Raw genomic sequence first — 18,685 nt, forward strand, 5'->3', positions numbered from 1 at the left:
GGCGATGCCCCCGGATGAATGCCGGAGCGAAGGAACCCCGAGCTTTAGCGAGAGGCCGTACGAAAGGGGCCAGACCTTTGGTTCCTTTGGGGCGTTTGCCAAAGGGACTCGCCGTAAGGGCGAAACCATAGGCGGCCGTTACCGCAGAAATGGATATGTACACCCCAGAGAACATGGTCGGCTGTCAGGCCGCCATCGCTGGCAAGCCAGCTCCCACAGTGGATCGTTGGCGAATACAAAATCTGTAGTCGACGCCGATCAATTGTGGGAGCGAGCCGGCTCCGGGCGGCGTTCCGACGATGGCGTCAGTGGGAACACCCCTTCATTCAGCGCAACGCCACCAAGGTAAAACACATCGGCAACTGCGCGTCCTGCCGCAGATAACGGTCATACAGTTCCTCACGGTTGGAATGCGGATATTCCTTGAAGTGCCGAATATTCAGCCCCGCCGCAATGGCGCCGCTGAAAATGTCGCCCAGGGTATGAACAAACCAATAGGACGGGGCCACCTGCTGGTCGACCTTGCCTTCGTAGACGATCGGCTCGTACTGCACAAAGGGCTCGCGGCGAAAGTAAGAGGTGCTCAGGGCGAAGGGGTCGGCTGACTCGGGGTCGAACATTTCCAGGAATGGGTGGGTTTCGTACACCACCAGCGCGCCACCAGGCTTGAGTATTTGCGCCACATGGTGCAAAAACTCGCCGATGTCCGGCATCCAGTTCAATACGCCGATGGTGATCAGGGCCACCTCGAAACGATTGTGCAACGACGGCGGCAAATGATGAATGTCCGCTTCGATGAACTCAGGTGCATGGGGCGAGCGCGATGTCAGTTCCCGTGCCTGAGCGAGAAACGCTGCGGACTGATCGATACCAACCACATGCCGGGCACCGAGGGCAAAAAGGGAAAGGCTTTCGCGGCCATTGTTGCAGCCCAGTTGCACCACATCCTTGCCATTGATGCCGACCTCGGTCAGCACCCCGGTCAAGGTCTCATCCAGGCAGGAAAAATCCGCATGGGCCACAGCGTTCCAGTGTTCCTGCCACTCGGCAGAGTCCTGGTGATGGCGGGCGGAATCATTCCAGGCATCGCGGTTGCTGGCGATGGCTTGTTCTTTTGACGGCATTTCCATTGCGCACTCCAGAATCGGGTCTTTGATGAACGGCCCGAGTCTAGATCATGGCGGGATACAACCCGTCGCGGGTTTGTTGCGATCTTGTAATGGCACCCTCCCGACGCCTATCCACGGGAGCGCTATAGTTAATGACCTTGGGGAAAAGCGGAAAAACCGATCTCGCAGGTGCTGCCATGAACAAAGCCGAACACACGCTGTTGCTTGCCCTTTGCCTGACCGTCGCCACTTTTGCACAGGCGGACGACAGCCTGATGCAAACTGACGAATCGAACACTGAATTCCATTATTACGGGTCAGACCAACCCTTCGCCCACCCTTCCCCTCCTTCCATCAGCACAGTGCCTCCGGGAGCGTACATCTCGTCCTCGCCCCAGACCTTCATCCCGGTTTCCAGTGAGCACGTGTTCTCCGACTCCCGGTTGCCGACGGTAGCGGATGCTACCGTTCGCGTTTTCATCCGCACTTACGATGAGGAGCGCGGCGTCTATGTCAACCAGGAAGTTGAAGATCCCACCTGCATGCTGTCCTGCCTGCGTGCTGGACCTGCCCTGTAGCAACGACACCTACCACTGCCGCTTGTCCGGACGCGCCAGACCCAGTTTTTCGATCCGGTAACGCAGCATGTCGCGGCTCAGGCCTAATAGCCGGGCGGACTTGGTGACGTTCCAGTCGGTCTTGTCGAGCATTTTGCGCACCATGTCGCGCTCCACTTCCGGCAGGTTCATCGACTCTACGCCGTTGTAGGCCGGACGTAGTTCGCTGTGTGGCACCTCGTGTTGAAACAGCGGCGGCTCGTCCACCAGGCTCATGCAAACGTTGAGCTGATGCGCGGCGACGGTATCGCCTGGCGCCAGCAACACGGTTTGTTCAAGCATGTTGCGCAGCTCGCGTACGTTGCCCGGCCAGCTGTAGCTGAGCAGCAACTCTTCGGCCTGATCGCTGAAATGCAGGTTCGGCTTGCCATAGCGTTTGCCATGGGACGCAAGAAAGTGCCGGGCCAGCAACAGGACGTCTTCGCCACGGGCATACAGGCGCGGCACCTTGATCGAAATGATGCGCAGGCGGAAAAACAGGTCGCGGCGGAATTTCCCCTGCTGAACCATTTGCTCCAGGTTGCAGTTGGTGGCGCTGATCACCCGCAGGTCGACCTTGCGCTCCTTCACCGAACCGATCCGGCGAATGGTCCGGTCTTCGAGCAGTTTCAGCAGCTTGGCTTGCAGAATCAGGTCCATCTCACCAATTTCATCGAGAAACAGCGTACCGCCGTCGGCCGCTTCTACCAGCCCCAGTCGACGATCCTTGGCATCGGTGAAGGCGCCTTTTTCGTGACCGAACAGCTCCGACTCCACCAGATTGGACGGAATCGAGGCGCAGTTGAACTCGATGAACGGGCCTTTGTTGCGCGGACCGTCAAAATGCAGCGCCCGGGCCACCAGTTCCTTGCCGGTGCCGGTCTCGCCCTCGACCAGGACCGGAGGCAGATCGCTGTTGGCCATTCGCCGCTCGGCGTCGAGCAACTGCGTGATGGTGTCCTTGAGGTAAACCATCGGCGCTGACTCGCCGATCAGTGCCTGCACCCCGGCTTTCTGTGCCTCGCGCTCCTGATAGAACGACAAGGTGCGCTCCATCCGCTCGGTGGCCAGGGCTTTGTCCAGCAACAGCTTGAGCTCGGGCAAGGCCACCGGTTTGGTGACGTAATGAAAAGCCCCCTCTTTCATCGCCACCACGGCGTCTTCGACGTTGCCGTAGCCGGTCATCATGATCACTTTCAGATCCGGCGCGCTGATGCGCAGCTTCTGGATCAGGTCGTGACCACTCATGCCCGGCAACGAGTTGTCGGTCAGCACGACATCCGGTGCGAAGGTTTTCAACTGCTCCAGCGCATCTTCGGCCGAATGACAAACTGTCACCTCGAAGTCCTTGCGTTCCAGGTAGGTCTGAATGTTCTCCGCGAGGAGTTCATCATCCTCAACCAGCAGTATGCTGTGTTCCATACTCCCCTCCCGTTGCCACTTTAAAATTGAGACACACGCGGGTTCCTTCCTGCTCCTGGCTGGTCAGTTCGACCGAACCTTCGAAACGCTCCATTATTCTTTTAACCAGGGCCAGGCCAACGCCCAACCCTCCCTGTTTGGTGGTGAAAAACGGCTTGAAGACCATTTGTTGCTGCTGTTTGGTCATGCCCCTGCCGGTGTCATTGAGGATCATGCACACCTGATCGGCCGCTGGCTGTTCGATATCGATACTCAACAGGCCACCCTTGGGCATGGCTTCCAGGGCGTTGGCAAACAGGCTATTGAGAATTTGCGTGAGTAGCACCTGTTGGCTGACGACCGGAGGGACTGTTGTGGGGATAAAACGCACCTCGACGTTCGAGCGTTTGATTTGCGGCTCGAATGCACTCAGGGTGTCGTCGATGGCCAATACCAGATCCACGGATTCAAGGTCGTCGTTGACCGGCCGCAACGACACCAGCAACTCGCGAACCCAGCGCGACATCCGGTCGACCTGACCGATGATGTCGCCGATGTTCTTCTGCGCGCCATGGCTGGCGATTTCCTGGGCCAGTTCGGCGCTGGAGCGAATGTTCGCCAGCGGATTACGCAGGCTGTGAGCGACCGCCGAAGACATTTCGCCCAGGGCCACATAGGTTTCATTGGCTACCAGCTGTCTTTGCTGGCTCTGCAACAGCACGGCCGCCCGGCGAACGATCCAGAACAGGCCCAGATAAATCAGCGCCCCACCGAGCAACGTTGCCAGCCAGATCGCCTTGAAACCCCGCTGGATGCGTTCAACCAGGTCCACCGGTTCCTTGTAGATCTCCACCATGGCGATCACTTTGCTTTTGTCGGCGTTGAACATCGGAATGTAGTTTTCGATAAACAGGTATTGGGGCTCGCGCAGTAAACGCTGCTCGGGACGTTCCTCGTCAATTTCGTGATAGCTGGTGGACACCGCCTCTTTCATCTCGAAGGATTCATCCAGTTCATCATCGTCTTCGATGCGCACGCCGATCAGTTCCGGATTGGTCGACCACACGACCGTGCGATCCTGGGCATACACCGTGGCCAGCAGAATGTCCGGCAGATGCTCCACATGATCAAGGAACTCAACACGCGCCGCAGCCCGGGCACCAGGGTCGACATCGGGGTAAGCATTGTCATCGCGCGGGTCGAGCATTTCGCCCATGGTTCTTTTCGTTGTGATCGAAGCATGACGGATTTCGGCCTCACCAATGGCCTGGATAAACGCCGCGGTCAGCATCGAGTCGCGCTCGATGCTTTCTTCAACCACGAAACGCGTGGAGATATACCCCAAGCCCAATGCCACGGCAGCAATGATGAAAAAGCTCCCCAGGGAAAACCAGCGGACCAGATTGAACGGTGGACGCCAATCCTTGCCTTCTGCTGCCAATGTCGCCGGGGCAGCTTTTTTTTGTTCTTCCAATGCTTGCATGGGACTGTCCTGATTACTGGTCTACGAGCCTTTTCAGCCGTGTTTCGGATCAGTGTAGGTGGCATTGTTCGTTATGCCTGAGCAATGCAAGTTTCTGGCCACTATTGCATCTGCGTCTGTTTCTGAGGGCTGTCGGGTGCCGCGATAGCATGGTGATGTTCAGGCTCCTCGTTGTCAGCGGTCAAGGGGGTGGTCGGTGGATGTTGGCGATCGGTTTCCTCCTGCAGAAAATCGATGATCGACTGCGCTGACTTTTCATCCATACGCAGGTTAGGCATTGGAATTTTATTGAAGCGATCAAACAGTTCCATGGCGATCGGGTCTTTCTCCGCCAGCATGCGATCCGGCTCACGGATCCAGCGGCTGAGCCAGGCCGGATCGCGTTGACGGGTCACACCGATCAGGTCCGGACCGATGCTGCGCAAGCCGATGCCCTGCCCGTCCAGCGGGCCGAGGCTGTGGCAGGACGCGCAGCGGGTGCGGAACAACTCTTCGCCATTGCTGGGTGGGCGGATCTCGGGAGCATTGGCGTAACTTTGCTCAACGCTCGGTTGCTTCCAGTTTTGCAAGGTATTGGCCAACTGATCGGCCAGGATCCATGGATTCTCGAACGGCGACGCTTTCATCCAGCGCCCCGTGGACTGGTTGCCGACGATCAGGCTCAGGTTGTGATCCTTGCTGCGACCGTTATCGACGCCTTCGATGAACAGCCCCAGCTTTTGCCGCAGTTCGGTGACATCGGCAAATTCCCCGGTGAGAAATTGCCAGCCCGGCCCGACCTGGAAGCGTTGCGAATAGGCCTTGAGCACCTGGGGTGTATCGCTCAAGGGGTCGATGCTGATGGAGTAGAAGAAGATGTCCTTGCCGACCCGATCGCCGAGCAACTTCTGCACCTGGCGCAGGCGCGCGGTTTCCAGCGGGCAGGAATCGCTGCAGGACGTGAAGATGAAGTTGATCACCACCACTTTGCCCTTGATCAGGTCATCGAAAAAACGCACCTGCTGACCGTCCTGGTTGGTCAGCAAGGTGTTGGGGAAATAGTCGCCACCCCACGGGGTGGCGGAGTCTACGACAGCGGTTTCTTTCTCAGGTACGGATGTCGGAACGGGTGTCGACGGCGCCGGATTGGCGACCAGTAGCCGGCTGGCCAGCAAGCAGGTTGCCAGTACCAATGCCAGGTGCATGCCCAAGGCGCGTGTGCGTGGTGTATGCAGCTTCATGTCGACACCCTCCGGTTCATTGCTTGACTGTCACTTGTGGACCCGAGCCATCGCCGGTACGGAAGGTTGGCAGCGCGGCAGAGTTCACGTAGCGCACGCCATCCCAGCTCGGTAGCGGAGTCGGCATCAACTGGAATTGCCCGGGCTTCTCAATGTCCCAACGCAGCAGCATCGAATTGTCTTCATGCTGGGTGTTGTGACAGTGCTCCATGTAGGTCCCGGCGAATTCGCGGAAGTTGATCGCCATCTCCACGCTGTCCAGCCCATCTTTCTCCGAGCCGATGCGGTACACGTCCTTACGTGCCCATTTTTCCCATTCCGGTGGTGCCTTGCCGCCACGACTGAGGATGATCCCCTCCTCGAAGTGCACGTGTACGGGGTGGCTCCAGCCTGAACCGCCGAGCTTGATGTTCCACACCTCCAGGGTACCGACGCCAGTGGTGCCGGCATCAGTCGGGCCACTTTTCAACTGCGTTGCCGCGTTCAGCCGACGAGGGTCCATGTGGAAGCCGAAGCCGCCATCGGTCTTGACTGTCCACGGTGCTTCATCCGTGCCATCGGAACGACCGAAGATGAAGGAGCGGTGACGGGCATTGGCCAGCAGCGCCTTGTCGGCCGCGTTGTCGCGATGGATTTTCAGCGGAATCATCACCAGGCCTTCAGCCTTGCCCGGTTTGGCCGGTTCGTACTTCGAAGGGTCCATGGCCAGGTCCTGGCCGGTGTAGGCCTTGACGTTGAGTTGCAACACCTTGCCTACCGCCGGGTCGCCCCTGTCCCACTGCGGTCCCTTGCTGGTCTGCTTGATCACCGCCAGGTATTTCTCCGACAGCACGTCAGCCAGCGGAATGGGCTCTTTCGGGCCTTTGCCGTCGTCATGGGGCAGCAGGTTGACGAAGAAGACCTTGTCCCCCGGCTTGATACCGTTCTTGGCGAAGTTGACGACGATGTCGAAGCGTTCGGCGATGCCCTGGGTTGGCAGGATTGCGTTGTGGTTCTGTTTGTCACCGTCGGCGTCCAGGTCCATGGTGCCGTCGAACGGAACGGCGTGTTCCATGATGTTGCCGTCGTTGGCGATCATGTGGAACGGCACCCGGGCATAGGACACACCTGAGCCTTTGGGTCCCTGGAACTCGCCACTGGTGCCCTTGATTTCCCGCACCAGCGCAAACTTGAAGTAGCGCGATACCGAACCGTTGAGCATGCGGAACCGGTAGCTGCGGGCACGCACGTCCAGGGTCGGTTTCCAGCCCCAGTTGACCACCACCTGGTCACCGAGGAAGCCGTCGGTGTTGAACGGGTTGAACCACAGCTGGCCATTCTGATCCCAGGCCTTGTCGGCGAACAGCAGGTTGACGTCGTAGTCGCGGTTACCCCATGGCAAGCCGCTGCCGCTGGGGAAACGCAGGTTGACGCCGTCATCCACCGCCTCGTTGCCACGGTCCAGGGCGCTGTAGTAGTTCATCATCGCCGCGTTGCCCTTGTAGACGTTCTGCGCGGTGAAATCGAGCATATGGTCATGGAACCAGTGGGTGCTCATGGTCTCGCGCCAGTCGCCACGGATCTTGATGGTGCCGTGATCGCAGGTCTTCAGACCTGGGCTCATGTCGTTGGTCCACAGGGTTTCGCCCGGCGAGCAAGGGAACGCCGCCCGCGGGTCTTCAGCCTTGGTGTTGATGCTGTCGTAACCGGCAAGCTGGACCGGCCAGCGATAGTCGTAGTACTGCCCGGGGAAGAAAAACGCGTTGGCATAGCCATCGCTTTCCGCCGGTCCGTGGCCGTTGTGTTCGTGGGTGCTGATGGTGTGCAGGCCGAACCCCATGTTGGCCGACGGGTCGATCGGCAAGCCGTTGTAGTGACGCATCACCAGTGGCTGGCCATAGCGAACCATCAACAGTTTGGGCGGCAGGGTGCCGTCGAAGGTCCACACCGAGTTGTGGTTCTGCACCGGCATATTAGGGTGTAAGCGCACTTCGACACCTTTGGAGGTGCCGTCCGTTGCCGGTACGCCAGCGATGTTGTGATACAGACCTCCGGGGCCGAATTCGCCCACGGCGTAATGGTGCATTTGCCGATCGTCACGCACGCCACCGTTGACCCGCGCACCGGTCTGCACGGTTTTGTAGGCGTTCTGCGGGTAGAACTCGTTCCAGCGCTGATGGGACCAACCCTTTCCTGGCGGACGACCTTCGGCGGACGAGCCGATATGGCGGTTGAGGAAATACTCGATCTGCGCCTGCCACGGGTTACGGTCCACCGCGTTGGAGAACTGGCTGGGGAACGGGGTCAGCCCAGGTTGACGCAGGAAGTTGTCGAGGGCCAGGCCTGGCGGTGCGCTGCGAGCCGCGCTGGTAGGGTCCTGCGCCGGCAACGGGCCAATCCCCGGAGGTGGAAACGGCAGTTGCGCCGCCGGCGTCGTGGCATCGAGTTTCTCCGGCCCAAACTCCTCGAACAGCATCATTTGCTGGGTGAAGGGCTGGGCACCGTACATCGGGCTCGGCTTGCCATTGGTGGGGTAGTTGAAACTGGTCTGCTGTGCCGGCGGCAGTTGGTTTTCCTGCCGTTCGGTGTCGCGTGTGCCCTTTACGCCATTGGGCAAATCGAAGGAGTCCTGGTTGGCCTCCGGCATGCTCAGGATCGCATTTAACGCCGCAGGTTCGTCGGCCGGTTCGTCGATGTACGCCGAAGGATCGGATGCTTCCGGCTGTCGTTCGTCGTCGATCGGGCTGGCGTGCAGCATCCCTGTGCTTATTGCCATCGTCAAAGCGACGCTCAAAGGCGTCATCAGTCCAAACCGGTTGAAGGGATACCGCACTGTTCTTTTCATCACCAGCCACCTCGAATGTGTGAAGGGGGTGATGAGGGGATTGCAAGGAGCTCGCCAAATTTGTAACTGATTTTTACAAAGCCATTAAGTCGAGCAAAACAATGGCTTATCAACATCAATTTGCCATGCCTGGGGAAAACGACTGGGGAATGACACCCGCTAACGGGGAAAGTTCGCCCCCCTATTCAGGGGATCAACTTGAACGACAGACGGACACAAGTGCCCTCGCCCTCGCGGCTATCGAGCTGCACGGAACCACCGAAACGTTCCATGATGCGTTTGACCAGGACCAGGCCGACACCGAGCCCGCCCTGCTTAGTGGTGAAAAATGGTCGGAACGCCATACGCCGCTGCTCTTCGGTCATGCCTTTGCCGGTGTCGCGTATCGCCACGCTCACGCCTTGGCAATCGCTCGGTTCCAGGGTGACTGTCAACGTGCCGCCCTCATCCATGGCCTCCAGCCCATTGGCCACCAGGCTGTTGAGGATCTGCGTCAGCTGCACCTGCTGACTCAACACCATCGGCGTCTCCTTGGGTTCGAACACCACCTTGAAGCGCCCCCTGGCGATTTGCTGTTCGAAGGCTGACAAGCTGTCATGCAGCGCGGCGACCAGGTTGACCGGCTCGGCCTCGTCATTGAGTGGACGCAAGGATTGCAGCAACTCACGAACCCACGTCGACATGCGATCGACCTGGCCGATGATGTCCTTGATGTTCTTGTGCGCCGGGCCGTCGTCGAACTCAAGCGCCAACTCGGCGCTTGAGCGAATGGTCGCCAGCGGGTTGCGCAGGCTATGGGCGACTGCCGAGGACATCTCGCCCAACGCCACGAACGTCTCGTTGGTGATCAGTTGTTTTTGTTGCGTGGCCAGCAGAATCGCCGCCCGCCGCACGATCCAGTACAGCCCCAGGTAAATCAGCCCGCCGCCCAGGGCCGTGGCCAGCCAGATCAACACCAGGCCGCGCTCCATGCGGTTGATCAGGTCCTTGGGTTCCTTGTAGATCTCGACCATCGCCGTGACGTTCTTGCCCTCGGCATCGAACAGCGGGATGTAGTTTTCGATGAAGATATATTCCGGTGGCGTGATGAATTTCTGCTCCATGCGGCCATGGTCGACATCGTGATAACTGGCCGACACGGGGGTCTGGTTGGCGAAGGCATGATCCAGATCGTCATCGGCATGAATCGTGGTGCCCATCAGAGCCGGGTTGGTCGACCAGATAATCATGCGGTCGGACGCATAGATGTTGGCCAGGATCACGTCCGGCAAATGTTCGATGTGGTCAAGAAATTCGCCCCGGGCGTTGGCCCGGGCCAGCGGGTCGACGTCGGGAAAGTCTTTGTCCTTGCGCGGGTCAAGCAGCTCGCCCATGGTCCGCACGTTCGGCAGTGAAACATGGCGCACTTCGGCGGCGGCGATCGCCTGAATGAATTGCGAGGTCAGCAATGCATCGCGCTGCACGCTTTCTGTAATCACGAACTTGGTGGACACCGAGCCTAAAGCCACAGCCACCGTGCCGATCACCGCCATGCTGATGAGCGAAAACCAACGCAGCAGGTTGAACGGCTGTTTGCGCGTGCTCAAGTGAGTGTCGGCCTTTTCGGTAGCCAGTGTTTTTGCAAGGGTGGTCATAAACGTTGTTTCCCGGAAAAGCCCTACAGAATTTATAGCCCACTACTGGCAGTTTGCCCGATTGCGGGGGCTTTTTCCCCCACCTCTCCCCATTGCCCGAATCTACCCCCAAACCTGGGGAAAGAGGCCCGCTCCCAAAATCGGGGAAGCGGCCCCCCACCTTTTGGTAAACGCCTGTGCACCGGGCATCTCACGGCGTTTTTCCATGTTTGGCATGGGAGTTGCCGAAGACCTCTCAACTGGCCCATCTCAAGGGGCAGGTACTCTGATAGAGGGAATACTCATGCACCCTTTACTGTCCAAAACCACGATCGCCCTGATCGTCAGTGGTCTGGCCCAAGGCGCCGCCCAAGCTGCGCTGTTTGCTGTTGAACCCGGTCCCTATCTGCCTGCCACCGGCGGTTTCGCTTCCTGGTATCAGGACACCCATGGCAGGACCCTCGATCTGTGCCTGACAAAAGCTGTCAGTCCCAACATTGCCGGTGCTCCCGGCGCACCAGCCTACATGTGCCTTTTGACTCCGAATCCCGGTATTTTCGATGACACCAAACCGATCGTCTTCCCGGACAATTTTCCCGATGAAGCGTTCTGGTTCACCGGCGACGGCTCGATCGTCGATGTAGCCCGGGGCATCGATCTGACCTACGTCAGCGCCCTTGAGGCCGCCTTCTCCGGTGGAGACCCCAAAGAGGGCGATCAGATCAGTTTCGGCCGTATCCGTATCCGGGTCGACGTGCCCACTGCCGGTACCTATGTCATCACCCACCCCTACGGCGTCGACGTATTCAAAGTCGACACCCCCGGGCGCAAGGCGATCAACATGACCCGTGACATCGGGATCGGTTCGCCTAAAACCTACGACGGCGCACTCAAAAGTGATATCGGTCCGTTCCTGCGCAGCCTCAGCGGCCCCTACACCGTGACCACGGGCACTGCGACCGAGCAATTCGTGGGTGATCCGAATGTGGAAGAAGCCTTCACAGGCAGCCCTTTCAACACCAACTACATCCGCATCGAAGGGCCTAACGGGCTGGATTTGCGCACCAATGTAATGGCCATCTCCGGCAAGTTGTCGACGGTGGTACGCCCCACTCCGATCGTCGCCGAGCGCAGCACCTATTCGCGCAAGGCCGGTACCAGCGAACCGGTGGCTCAGCAGGACGTATTCATGTTGGCCCCACCACCACCGGCCACTGTGACCCTGGACAGCAACAGCCCGGTGCTGAAGCTGACCGAGGCCGACACCACCGGCCACTGGTACGCACAGTCGTCTACTAACCCGACGCTGCCCAAAACTCTGGACGTGACCGCTGACAATCACCTGGCCATAGCCACCAGCTCGCCGACTACGGTGCATCCGCAACTGACTGACCTGGTGGTGATCTCGAAGGCTGAGTACAACCTGACGACAAGCATGCTCACCATCGATGCCTCCACGAGCGATGAGACATCGCCAACCGTCCTCACCGCCACGATCGCCACCGGCACCGGCACCGGCACCCCCATCAGCGACCTGATCGGCGAGGGTGCGGCGAAATCACTGGAGACCAAAATCTCGCCGATTCCACCGGCCAGGGTTCAGGTGACGTCATCCAATGGCGGTACCGATATCGAAGACGTGGTCTTAGTGCAATGAACGCTCACATGCCCAGATCCGCATCAGGAGGCATCATGAACAAGTGGCCACGTTTCGCGCTCAACGCGCTTGGGCTGACTCTCTCGCTGTCCGGCAGTGCGTTCGCGCAACTCGCTGCTGTCGACACCGGTCCCTACACCTTCGCCACGGGGAAATTCCCCCTGTGGTATCAGGACAACTATGTAAAAGACGGCGTCCCGAAAGCGGTGTCGCTGCAACTGTGCCAGTCACGGGCCCTCAGTAAACTGGCAGTCGGTGCTCCCGGCGCACCCGCCTACATGTGCATCCTGAACCCCGAACCCGGGATTTACGACGACACCCAGCCGATGGTGTTTCCGGATAACTGGCCATCAGAGGCGTTCTGGTTCCTCGCCGAGACCAACATCCCGAACAACGCTGCCGGTTATGGCGTGGATGTCTACGTAGCAGGGATGGAGGCGGCATTTGCTGGAGGAAACCCACTCGACGGCGATCAAGTCAGCTTCGCCAGGATTCGCCTGCGGGTGAACATTCCCGTTGCCGGTACTTACACCATCACCCACCCGTACGGCGTGGAAACAGTCAACGTCACCACACCTGGTCGCAGGGCAATCAATATCACCCGCGACATCGGTATCGGCGCGCCGGGCGACTACTCAGGCGCCCTCAGGGGCGACATCGGGCCATTCCTTCGCGGTGCGGGTGGTCCATACACAGGTTTAAACCCGGACACCGGTGTCGTAGATTCATTCATCGGTGACCCGAACATTACTGAAACAGTTGAGGGCAGCCCCAACGGCACCAACTTCCTGCGTATCCAGGGTCCGGCGGGGACTATCGAGACCTCCTTGTTTACCGTCTCCGGCAAAATCTTCGACAACCGTGCGCCAACCCCTGTGGAAATCGGCCGCGCCACTTACCGTCGTACCTCTGCGGCCGCCGACGGCATCCGGGTCGAGGTGTTCGGCAAATCAGCAAACGGTTCCGTACTTTGCTACCGCGAATCCGTGGCCCTTGTCGGCACTTCACCGTGCCTGCACGAGATGACTGGAGAAGCAGGCCAATTCTTCGCCCATAGCTCGCCCACCAGTATTCCACCCGTAGTGGTGGTCACCGCTACGGATCCAACCCAAACCACCCAGCCAACAGCGGTGTCGAGCAAAGTCTCCGACACAGTGAAAATCCAGACCGCTCTTTACGACTGGAGCAAACACAGCCTGCTGATCGAAGCCACCTCGTCTGACGAAGTGGTCGTGCCAGATATGGTTGCCCAGGGCTTTGGACGCCTGACGACGTCCGGCAGCAGCATCGCCGGCAAGCGAACCCTGACCGTTGCCGACCTGCTGCAACCACCGGCCACCGTCACCGTCAAATCCGCCGCCGGCGGCGTCGACGTCGAACCCGTGGTCGTGGTGGGCAAGGCCCCGGATACGGGTGAAAACCAGGCACCGATCTCCCGCAACGACACTGGCAGCACCAGTTTCGGTGTGCCGATCACCCTCAACCTGGTAGCCAACGACAGCGACCCGGATGGCAACACGCCGCTAAGCATCACTGGGTTGACCCAACCGGCAAATGGCCAGGGCACCGTGACCATGAGCGGCACCACGTCCGTGGTCTACACCCCGCCAGCGCTGGTCCCGACGCTGCTGACAACGTCATTCACCTACAAGGCTCAAGACATCAAGGGCCTGGCTTCGACAGCCCCGGCAACCGTGAACATCACCGTGGCCCCTAACCAGCCTCCGGTGGCAAACGCTGACAGCGTTACAACGCTCGGAGTGGCGATTCCAATCAGCGTGCTGGCCAACGACGTCGACCCGGAAGGCAACGTGCCGCTCGCCGTCGCCAGCTTCACTCAACCAGGTCAAGGCAGCGTTACCAGCAACGGTACGGTCCTGACCTACACCCCACCGGCTAACTTCACAGCGCCCTTCACCACGACCTTCAGCTACTTCCCACGGGATAACTTCGGTGCCGTGGCGACAACAGCGGCCACGGTCACGGTGCAAGTCTCGCCAAAACCTGCTGCGGAAACCTTCACGGTGACCACGGCGACGGTGTCGGCTCGCTCCAATAACCGTTTCACCTGGGACTTTGCAGGGACCTCGTCGGTGACCACCGGCAACACCATCACCATCCAGGTCAGCACCCCGACCGGGCTACAGACCCTGGGCACCACCACGGTGCCGGTGACCGGCCGCTGGCGGTTCACGGCGAACAACATCACCACGGTGGTCCCATCGGCCAACCCAACCGCCACCATCCGCTCGTCCCAAGGCACCGTACGCACCGTTCAAGTGATCTCCAACTGAGCCCCCGCCCCATCGACTCGGTGAGTTGATGGGGCACACCTCAAGCGAAAGGACTACGCCATGAAAACGTCGACCGCCGCCCTGCTTTGCCTGCTCCTGCTGTGCAGCAGCGCAGGTGCGCGTGCCGACGACTTGATGGAGAACGATGACCTGGCGCCTGGCGCCGATCTGGGCGAGCTGCCACCTCCGGTGGGCCAGCACGCACTGATCGACCAGAACGGCCAGGCCAACATCGCACTGGTGCAACAGAACGGCCAGTCGCTGCTCGGCCAGATCGTACAGTCGGGCAGCAATCAGGAAGCCTACATCCTGCAACAAGGCAGCGACCTGATGGCTTTGATCAACCAGCAAGGTTACGGCAACGCCGCATCCATTACCCAAACCGGCAGCCAAAACCGTGCGCAGATATCCCAGAACGGCAACAACAACGACGCCAACATCGTCCAGGCTGGCACGGGACAGCAAAGTGCTGTGACTCAGGCAGGAAATGGAATGAGCGTTTCGGTCACTCAATATCGTTAAAGCACTGCACTACTTGGAGGTTTCATCATGTTTAAATTGACACCCTTAACCGCCGCCATCCTGGTCGTAGTCAGTGCCCAGGCATTGGCCGATGACAGCGTTTCCGACCAGAGCCAGTACGGCACCGCCAACGTCGGCTACGTCAAACAGACTGCCGCGCCCGCCAGTACCGCCACCCAGCTGCAAACGGGACAAGGCAACGACGCGGCCGTCGTGCAGGACCACGCATCCAGCACCATCACCCAAACCCAGACCGGCGACTACAACGCCGGCTACGCCGAGCAACTGTACGAAGACGGAAGTACCATCACTCAGAACCAGATCGGCAATGGCAACACCGCCCACGCCAGTCAGTCCATTGGCCTGGGTAGCAGCGAAGCGCTTCAACAGCAGGAAGGCAACGGTAACTTCTCGTTCGTCTACCAGGACAGTCAGGCAGGTACTTCCGCCAAGGGCTACCAGTATGGCGATAACAACGAAATCAACATCGAACAGGTTGAGGTGGGTAGCAACAACAGCGCGGTGATCATTCAATACGGTGACACCAACTACGCCACCGCCGAACAGATCGGCCAAATGGGCGGCCAGATCGATATCAACCAGAACGGCAGCACCAACTACGCCTATGCAGACCAGCGTAACGGCCAGGGCGGTAACATGACCATCAACCAACTCGGTGATAACAACGGCACCGAGCTCTGGCAAGAAACCCAGGTCAACAGTAAGGCTACCGTCAACCAATATGGGCAGACCAACGAAACCATCGTTGACCAGAGCTTCGGCGAGAACAACGTGGCCAATGTGCTGCAAGTCGGCGATCTCAACGCCATCTATGCCGACCAGTACCAGTCCGTCGGGTCCACCATCGGGATCTATCAGGAGGGCGTGGGTAACGTGCACTTCACCTACCAGACCGGTGACAGCCACGTGCTCAACACCAATTCGGTGGGTAACGACAACAAGGTCTACGCCAGCGAGTGGAAAGGCCCGCAACTGGGCGGCCAGTACGGCAGCAACCAAAGCGCCACTGTCAACCAGTTGGGCGATGGCAACGTTGCCAACTTCAAGCAGACCGGCAACGGCCACCTCATGACCACCAACCAGATTGGCTATGACAACAAAACCAAGGTCAGCCAGGCCAGCAGCTACAACGAGCTGTACTTCGATCAGAACGGCAGCGACAACATGCTGATCTCCGACCAGCGCGGCACCGGCAACCTGGCCCAGGGCAGCACCTACGGTACCGGCAACACCACCGACTTCACTCAGGACGGCACCGGCAACCAGGCGTATACCTCTCAGGTGTATGGCGACGACAACCTGATCACCATCAAGCAGGCTGACACCATGAACGTGGCCTATGTGACCCAGGGTGGCAATGGCAACATTGCCAGCGTTGATCAGAGCGGCATGACTCAGACGGCGAACGTTCAGCAGTATGGGGATGCCAACAAGGCGACAGTGATTCAGCAGTAATCGCGGGTACTTAACAACCGCGGCCCTTGGGGGTGGGTCGCGGTTTTTTTATGGTTGGTTTTTCGGGTGTAGATAGTTCAATTGTGGGAGCTGGCCTGTTGGCCATGGCGGCCTGCCTATTGATCTGAATCTGTCAGACATACCCCGAACCCTGTGGGAGCGGGCTTGCCCGCGAAGGCGGCCTCATAGCCGACCTTGCTTTTGTTGACTGAGTACATATCCGTTGCTGCGGTAACGACCGCTTATGGTTTCGCCCTTACGGCGACTCCCTTTTGCAAACGCCCAAAAGGAAGCAAAACGCTTTGCCCCGGCGTACGGCCCCTCGCCAAGGCTCGGGGTTCCTTCGCTCCGGCATCCATCCGGGGGCATCGCCTCCGGTTTGCTGCGCTGCACCTCCTCTCGATGTGTGCGGCTTCGCCGCACGGCGCTACGCGCCCAACCCCCGGATGAATACCTCCACTCAGCCTGCCGAAGGGGCGGGTGGATCAAGATCAAAAGCTGCAGGCGAGCTGACACTCGGCCTGTTGAGTGGTGGGGGTATACGCAGATCGACTGTAGGAGCAGGCTTGCTGGCGATGGCGGCCTGACAGCCGACCAATCTCTGCCAGATGTACCCGACCCTGTGTGTGGGCTTGCCAGCGATGGCGGCCTGATAGCCGACCTGTCTTTGCCGAATGTACTCGTCCCCTGTGGGAGCGGGCTTGCCCGCGATGAACGATAACGCGGTGCTGTGGTTATCCCTGCAGCTCAAGATTATCCAACGCCCGGTTCACCGCCAGATCCACCAACATGATCACCTGCTGTATCCCCAACAACATGCTGCGCTGCAGGCCATCCACGAAGGTCGCGAAATCGGTGGCCATGATGCTCGCCGAGGCCAGGGATTCGCAGGCGTGGGCCAGCAGGTCTTCGGTGCTGGTATCCGGGGCGATGAGGAACATGGTGCCGGGGTTGCGGCAGCGGTGGGTTTGGGGTGAGTTTGTACGTACCAGCCATAAATTATTACAAGAAGCCAGCCCAAACAGCTAAGCGCTCGCTGGATATGGGCGCTTTATTACAGCTAAAAAAACCATTTCCAGCAAATATAACAAACCAGCCCTAAAGTTATAGACAATGAAAATAACGAACCCACCACCCCACACTTACAATCTAAACCCACAAGCAACCCACTCTTCACAGATAACAACCCAAATAACAAAAACATCCAATACATCAAACGCCTTAAGCCTGAATAACAATCCAGAACAAAGCGAGATGACTTTTCATGCAGCATTCACTCCTGGCGCGAACGAAAAACTGCTCGCCGCCTTTCAAGGATTTAAAACCCGACGTCAAATATCTGTCCATACAATTGCGCCTGGCATAATAAAAACAAAAATCCATCAACCATTAAATGGCAAAGCGAACAACCATTCACACCCACTGAGCAGCCTGCAGGCTCTGATGAAGCCTGGATCAACTTACACCCGCCTCCATATCATTGGCGGCGGCGACTCGAGTTACGTCATCGGAACAAAAAACGAAGCCAGACCTGAATCTCCAATAGCATTGGCAAAGCAAACCCCACCGGGCGCAGCCATTATCAACGGAGGATATTTCGTACATAAGGACGGACTGATTTCCAATGACGGATCCAAGCTGGAGATCGGATCCCCTATCGGGGAAGCATCACACCGCACTGATAACGCTCCAGTTCCTGATATCTGGAAAGAAGAGTATGGCCATTTATTAATTGATGAGCAGATCGCTCTCACTAGTGGACCTGTGCTTTCTATCGACGGCCAACAAGTTACACTTCCCGACCACGAAAGAATGCAGTACTTTTTAGGCGAATTGGATAACCCGCTCAACAAGTACGCAGGAGCACTTACCCATTCGAGTGACTACAACGAACGCGCTGCCATCAGTACCGCATATTCTGCCGCAAACGAAAAAAACGATACCGTCATGCATGCGTTGACTTCTAACGGCGACAGAAGTGCTGGTGCCAGCATGAGCGACTGGCAAAACCTGACGAATATAAGTGTCAGCTCATTGCCAGGACAGCGCGAAACCGATAATCGAATTGGTAGTTCAACGATCAATCTCGATGGTGGTGGATCCGTATTTTTAGGCACTACTGACGACAGCGGCATGACTATTCATGCCCTCGGCGGCGCATCCTCTGAAAGCACTATCAGACCTGTTGCCAATGTCATTGTCTCAACGCCAAAAACCGGGAAGGAATGAAATAGCTGCTGACGAAAGCTACGATTTTTTGACTTTCAAAAGCAAGATCAAAAGATCGCAGCCTTCGGCAGCTCCTACATTGGACTGGGTACATCCATCAACTCGGGGCGACTGTCAGGCCGCCTTCGCGGGCAAGCCTTAATGCCAGTCAGTTAAGCGATGAAGGTCAACTGTAGGAGCGAGCTTGCTCGCGAAAAACGTTAACGATAACGCGAAAATTCTGAATGAACGCGGCGTCCTGAAGTTTTTCGCGAGCAAGCT

Annotated in this window: 13 protein-coding genes; 6 read left to right on the forward strand and 7 right to left on the reverse strand. The window is 58.5% G+C overall.

What is annotated here, in order from left to right; genetic code table 11:
• Positions 1 to 326 precede the first annotated feature (326 nt).
• A complete protein-coding gene (locus ACRESJ_RS25730; protein WP_431760378.1) occupies positions 327 to 1,130 on the reverse strand; it encodes a class I SAM-dependent methyltransferase in 804 nt (267 codons plus the stop codon).
• Between the two features lie 176 nt (positions 1,131 to 1,306).
• Between ACRESJ_RS25730 and ACRESJ_RS25735 the strand changes: the two genes are divergently transcribed.
• Complete coding sequence (locus ACRESJ_RS25735) at positions 1,307 to 1,687, forward strand: hypothetical protein (protein WP_431760379.1); 381 nt, start codon at positions 1,307 to 1,309, stop codon at positions 1,685 to 1,687.
• Between the two features lie 9 nt (positions 1,688 to 1,696).
• On the opposite strand, the gene ACRESJ_RS25740 is transcribed toward ACRESJ_RS25735, so the two are convergent.
• The 5 genes from ACRESJ_RS25740 to ACRESJ_RS25760 all read right to left on the reverse strand — a co-directional run bounded on the left by ACRESJ_RS25740 (position 1,697) and on the right by ACRESJ_RS25760 (position 10,267).
• Positions 1,697 to 3,127, reverse strand: a complete 1,431-nt coding sequence (locus tag ACRESJ_RS25740) for a sigma-54-dependent transcriptional regulator (protein WP_431760380.1) — start codon at positions 3,125 to 3,127, stop codon at positions 1,697 to 1,699.
• Positions 3,102 to 4,589, reverse strand: coding sequence for a sensor histidine kinase (locus tag ACRESJ_RS25745; RefSeq protein ID WP_431760381.1), 1,488 nt, complete (start codon positions 4,587 to 4,589; stop codon positions 3,102 to 3,104). The genes ACRESJ_RS25740 and ACRESJ_RS25745 overlap by 26 nt, the downstream gene beginning before the upstream one ends.
• A 101-nt stretch (positions 4,590 to 4,690) precedes the next feature.
• Positions 4,691 to 5,809, reverse strand: a complete 1,119-nt coding sequence (locus ACRESJ_RS25750) for an SCO family protein (RefSeq protein ID WP_431760382.1) — start codon at positions 5,807 to 5,809, stop codon at positions 4,691 to 4,693.
• A 16-nt stretch (positions 5,810 to 5,825) separates the two neighbouring features.
• Positions 5,826 to 8,633: a multicopper oxidase domain-containing protein gene (locus tag ACRESJ_RS25755; RefSeq protein ID WP_431760383.1), complete on the reverse strand. Its 2,808-nt coding sequence runs from the start codon at positions 8,631 to 8,633 to the stop codon at positions 5,826 to 5,828.
• 185 nt (positions 8,634 to 8,818) lie between these two features.
• Complete coding sequence (locus tag ACRESJ_RS25760; RefSeq protein WP_431760384.1) at positions 8,819 to 10,267, reverse strand: sensor histidine kinase; 1,449 nt, start codon at positions 10,265 to 10,267, stop codon at positions 8,819 to 8,821.
• Positions 10,268 to 10,550: 283 nt separating this feature from the next.
• Here ACRESJ_RS25760 and ACRESJ_RS25765 point away from each other — a divergent pair, with 283 nt between their 5' ends.
• Genes ACRESJ_RS25765 through ACRESJ_RS25780 form a run of 4 tightly spaced genes read left to right on the forward strand, consistent with a single transcriptional unit; the run spans position 10,551 to position 16,195 of the window.
• Entirely contained in the window at positions 10,551 to 11,903 is a 1,353-nt protein-coding gene (locus ACRESJ_RS25765) for a hypothetical protein (protein WP_431760385.1), read from the forward strand.
• 35 nt (positions 11,904 to 11,938) lie between these two features.
• Entirely contained in the window at positions 11,939 to 14,197 is a 2,259-nt protein-coding gene (locus tag ACRESJ_RS25770; protein ID WP_431760386.1) for an Ig-like domain-containing protein, read from the forward strand.
• A gap of 60 nt (positions 14,198 to 14,257) precedes the next feature.
• Positions 14,258 to 14,719, forward strand: coding sequence for a curlin (locus ACRESJ_RS25775; RefSeq protein ID WP_431760387.1), 462 nt, complete (start codon positions 14,258 to 14,260; stop codon positions 14,717 to 14,719).
• Between the two features lie 27 nt (positions 14,720 to 14,746).
• A complete protein-coding gene (locus tag ACRESJ_RS25780) occupies positions 14,747 to 16,195 on the forward strand; it encodes a curlin (RefSeq protein ID WP_431760388.1) in 1,449 nt (482 codons plus the stop codon).
• A gap of 734 nt (positions 16,196 to 16,929) precedes the next feature.
• On the opposite strand, the gene ACRESJ_RS25785 is transcribed toward ACRESJ_RS25780, so the two are convergent.
• The gene (locus ACRESJ_RS25785) at positions 16,930 to 17,187 is read right to left on the reverse strand and encodes a DUF6124 family protein (RefSeq protein WP_431760390.1); all 258 of its coding nucleotides are present in this window, start codon (positions 17,185 to 17,187) and stop codon (positions 16,930 to 16,932) included.
• Between the two features lie 121 nt (positions 17,188 to 17,308).
• On the opposite strand from ACRESJ_RS25785, the gene ACRESJ_RS25790 reads away from it, so the two are divergent.
• Positions 17,309 to 18,424, forward strand: a complete 1,116-nt coding sequence (locus tag ACRESJ_RS25790; RefSeq protein WP_431760389.1) for a hypothetical protein — start codon at positions 17,309 to 17,311, stop codon at positions 18,422 to 18,424.
• The last annotated feature ends 261 nt before the right edge of the window (positions 18,425 to 18,685 follow it).

It is taken from the genome of Pseudomonas sp., assembly GCF_050739655.1.
Lineage (GTDB): Bacteria > Pseudomonadota > Gammaproteobacteria > Pseudomonadales > Pseudomonadaceae > Aquipseudomonas.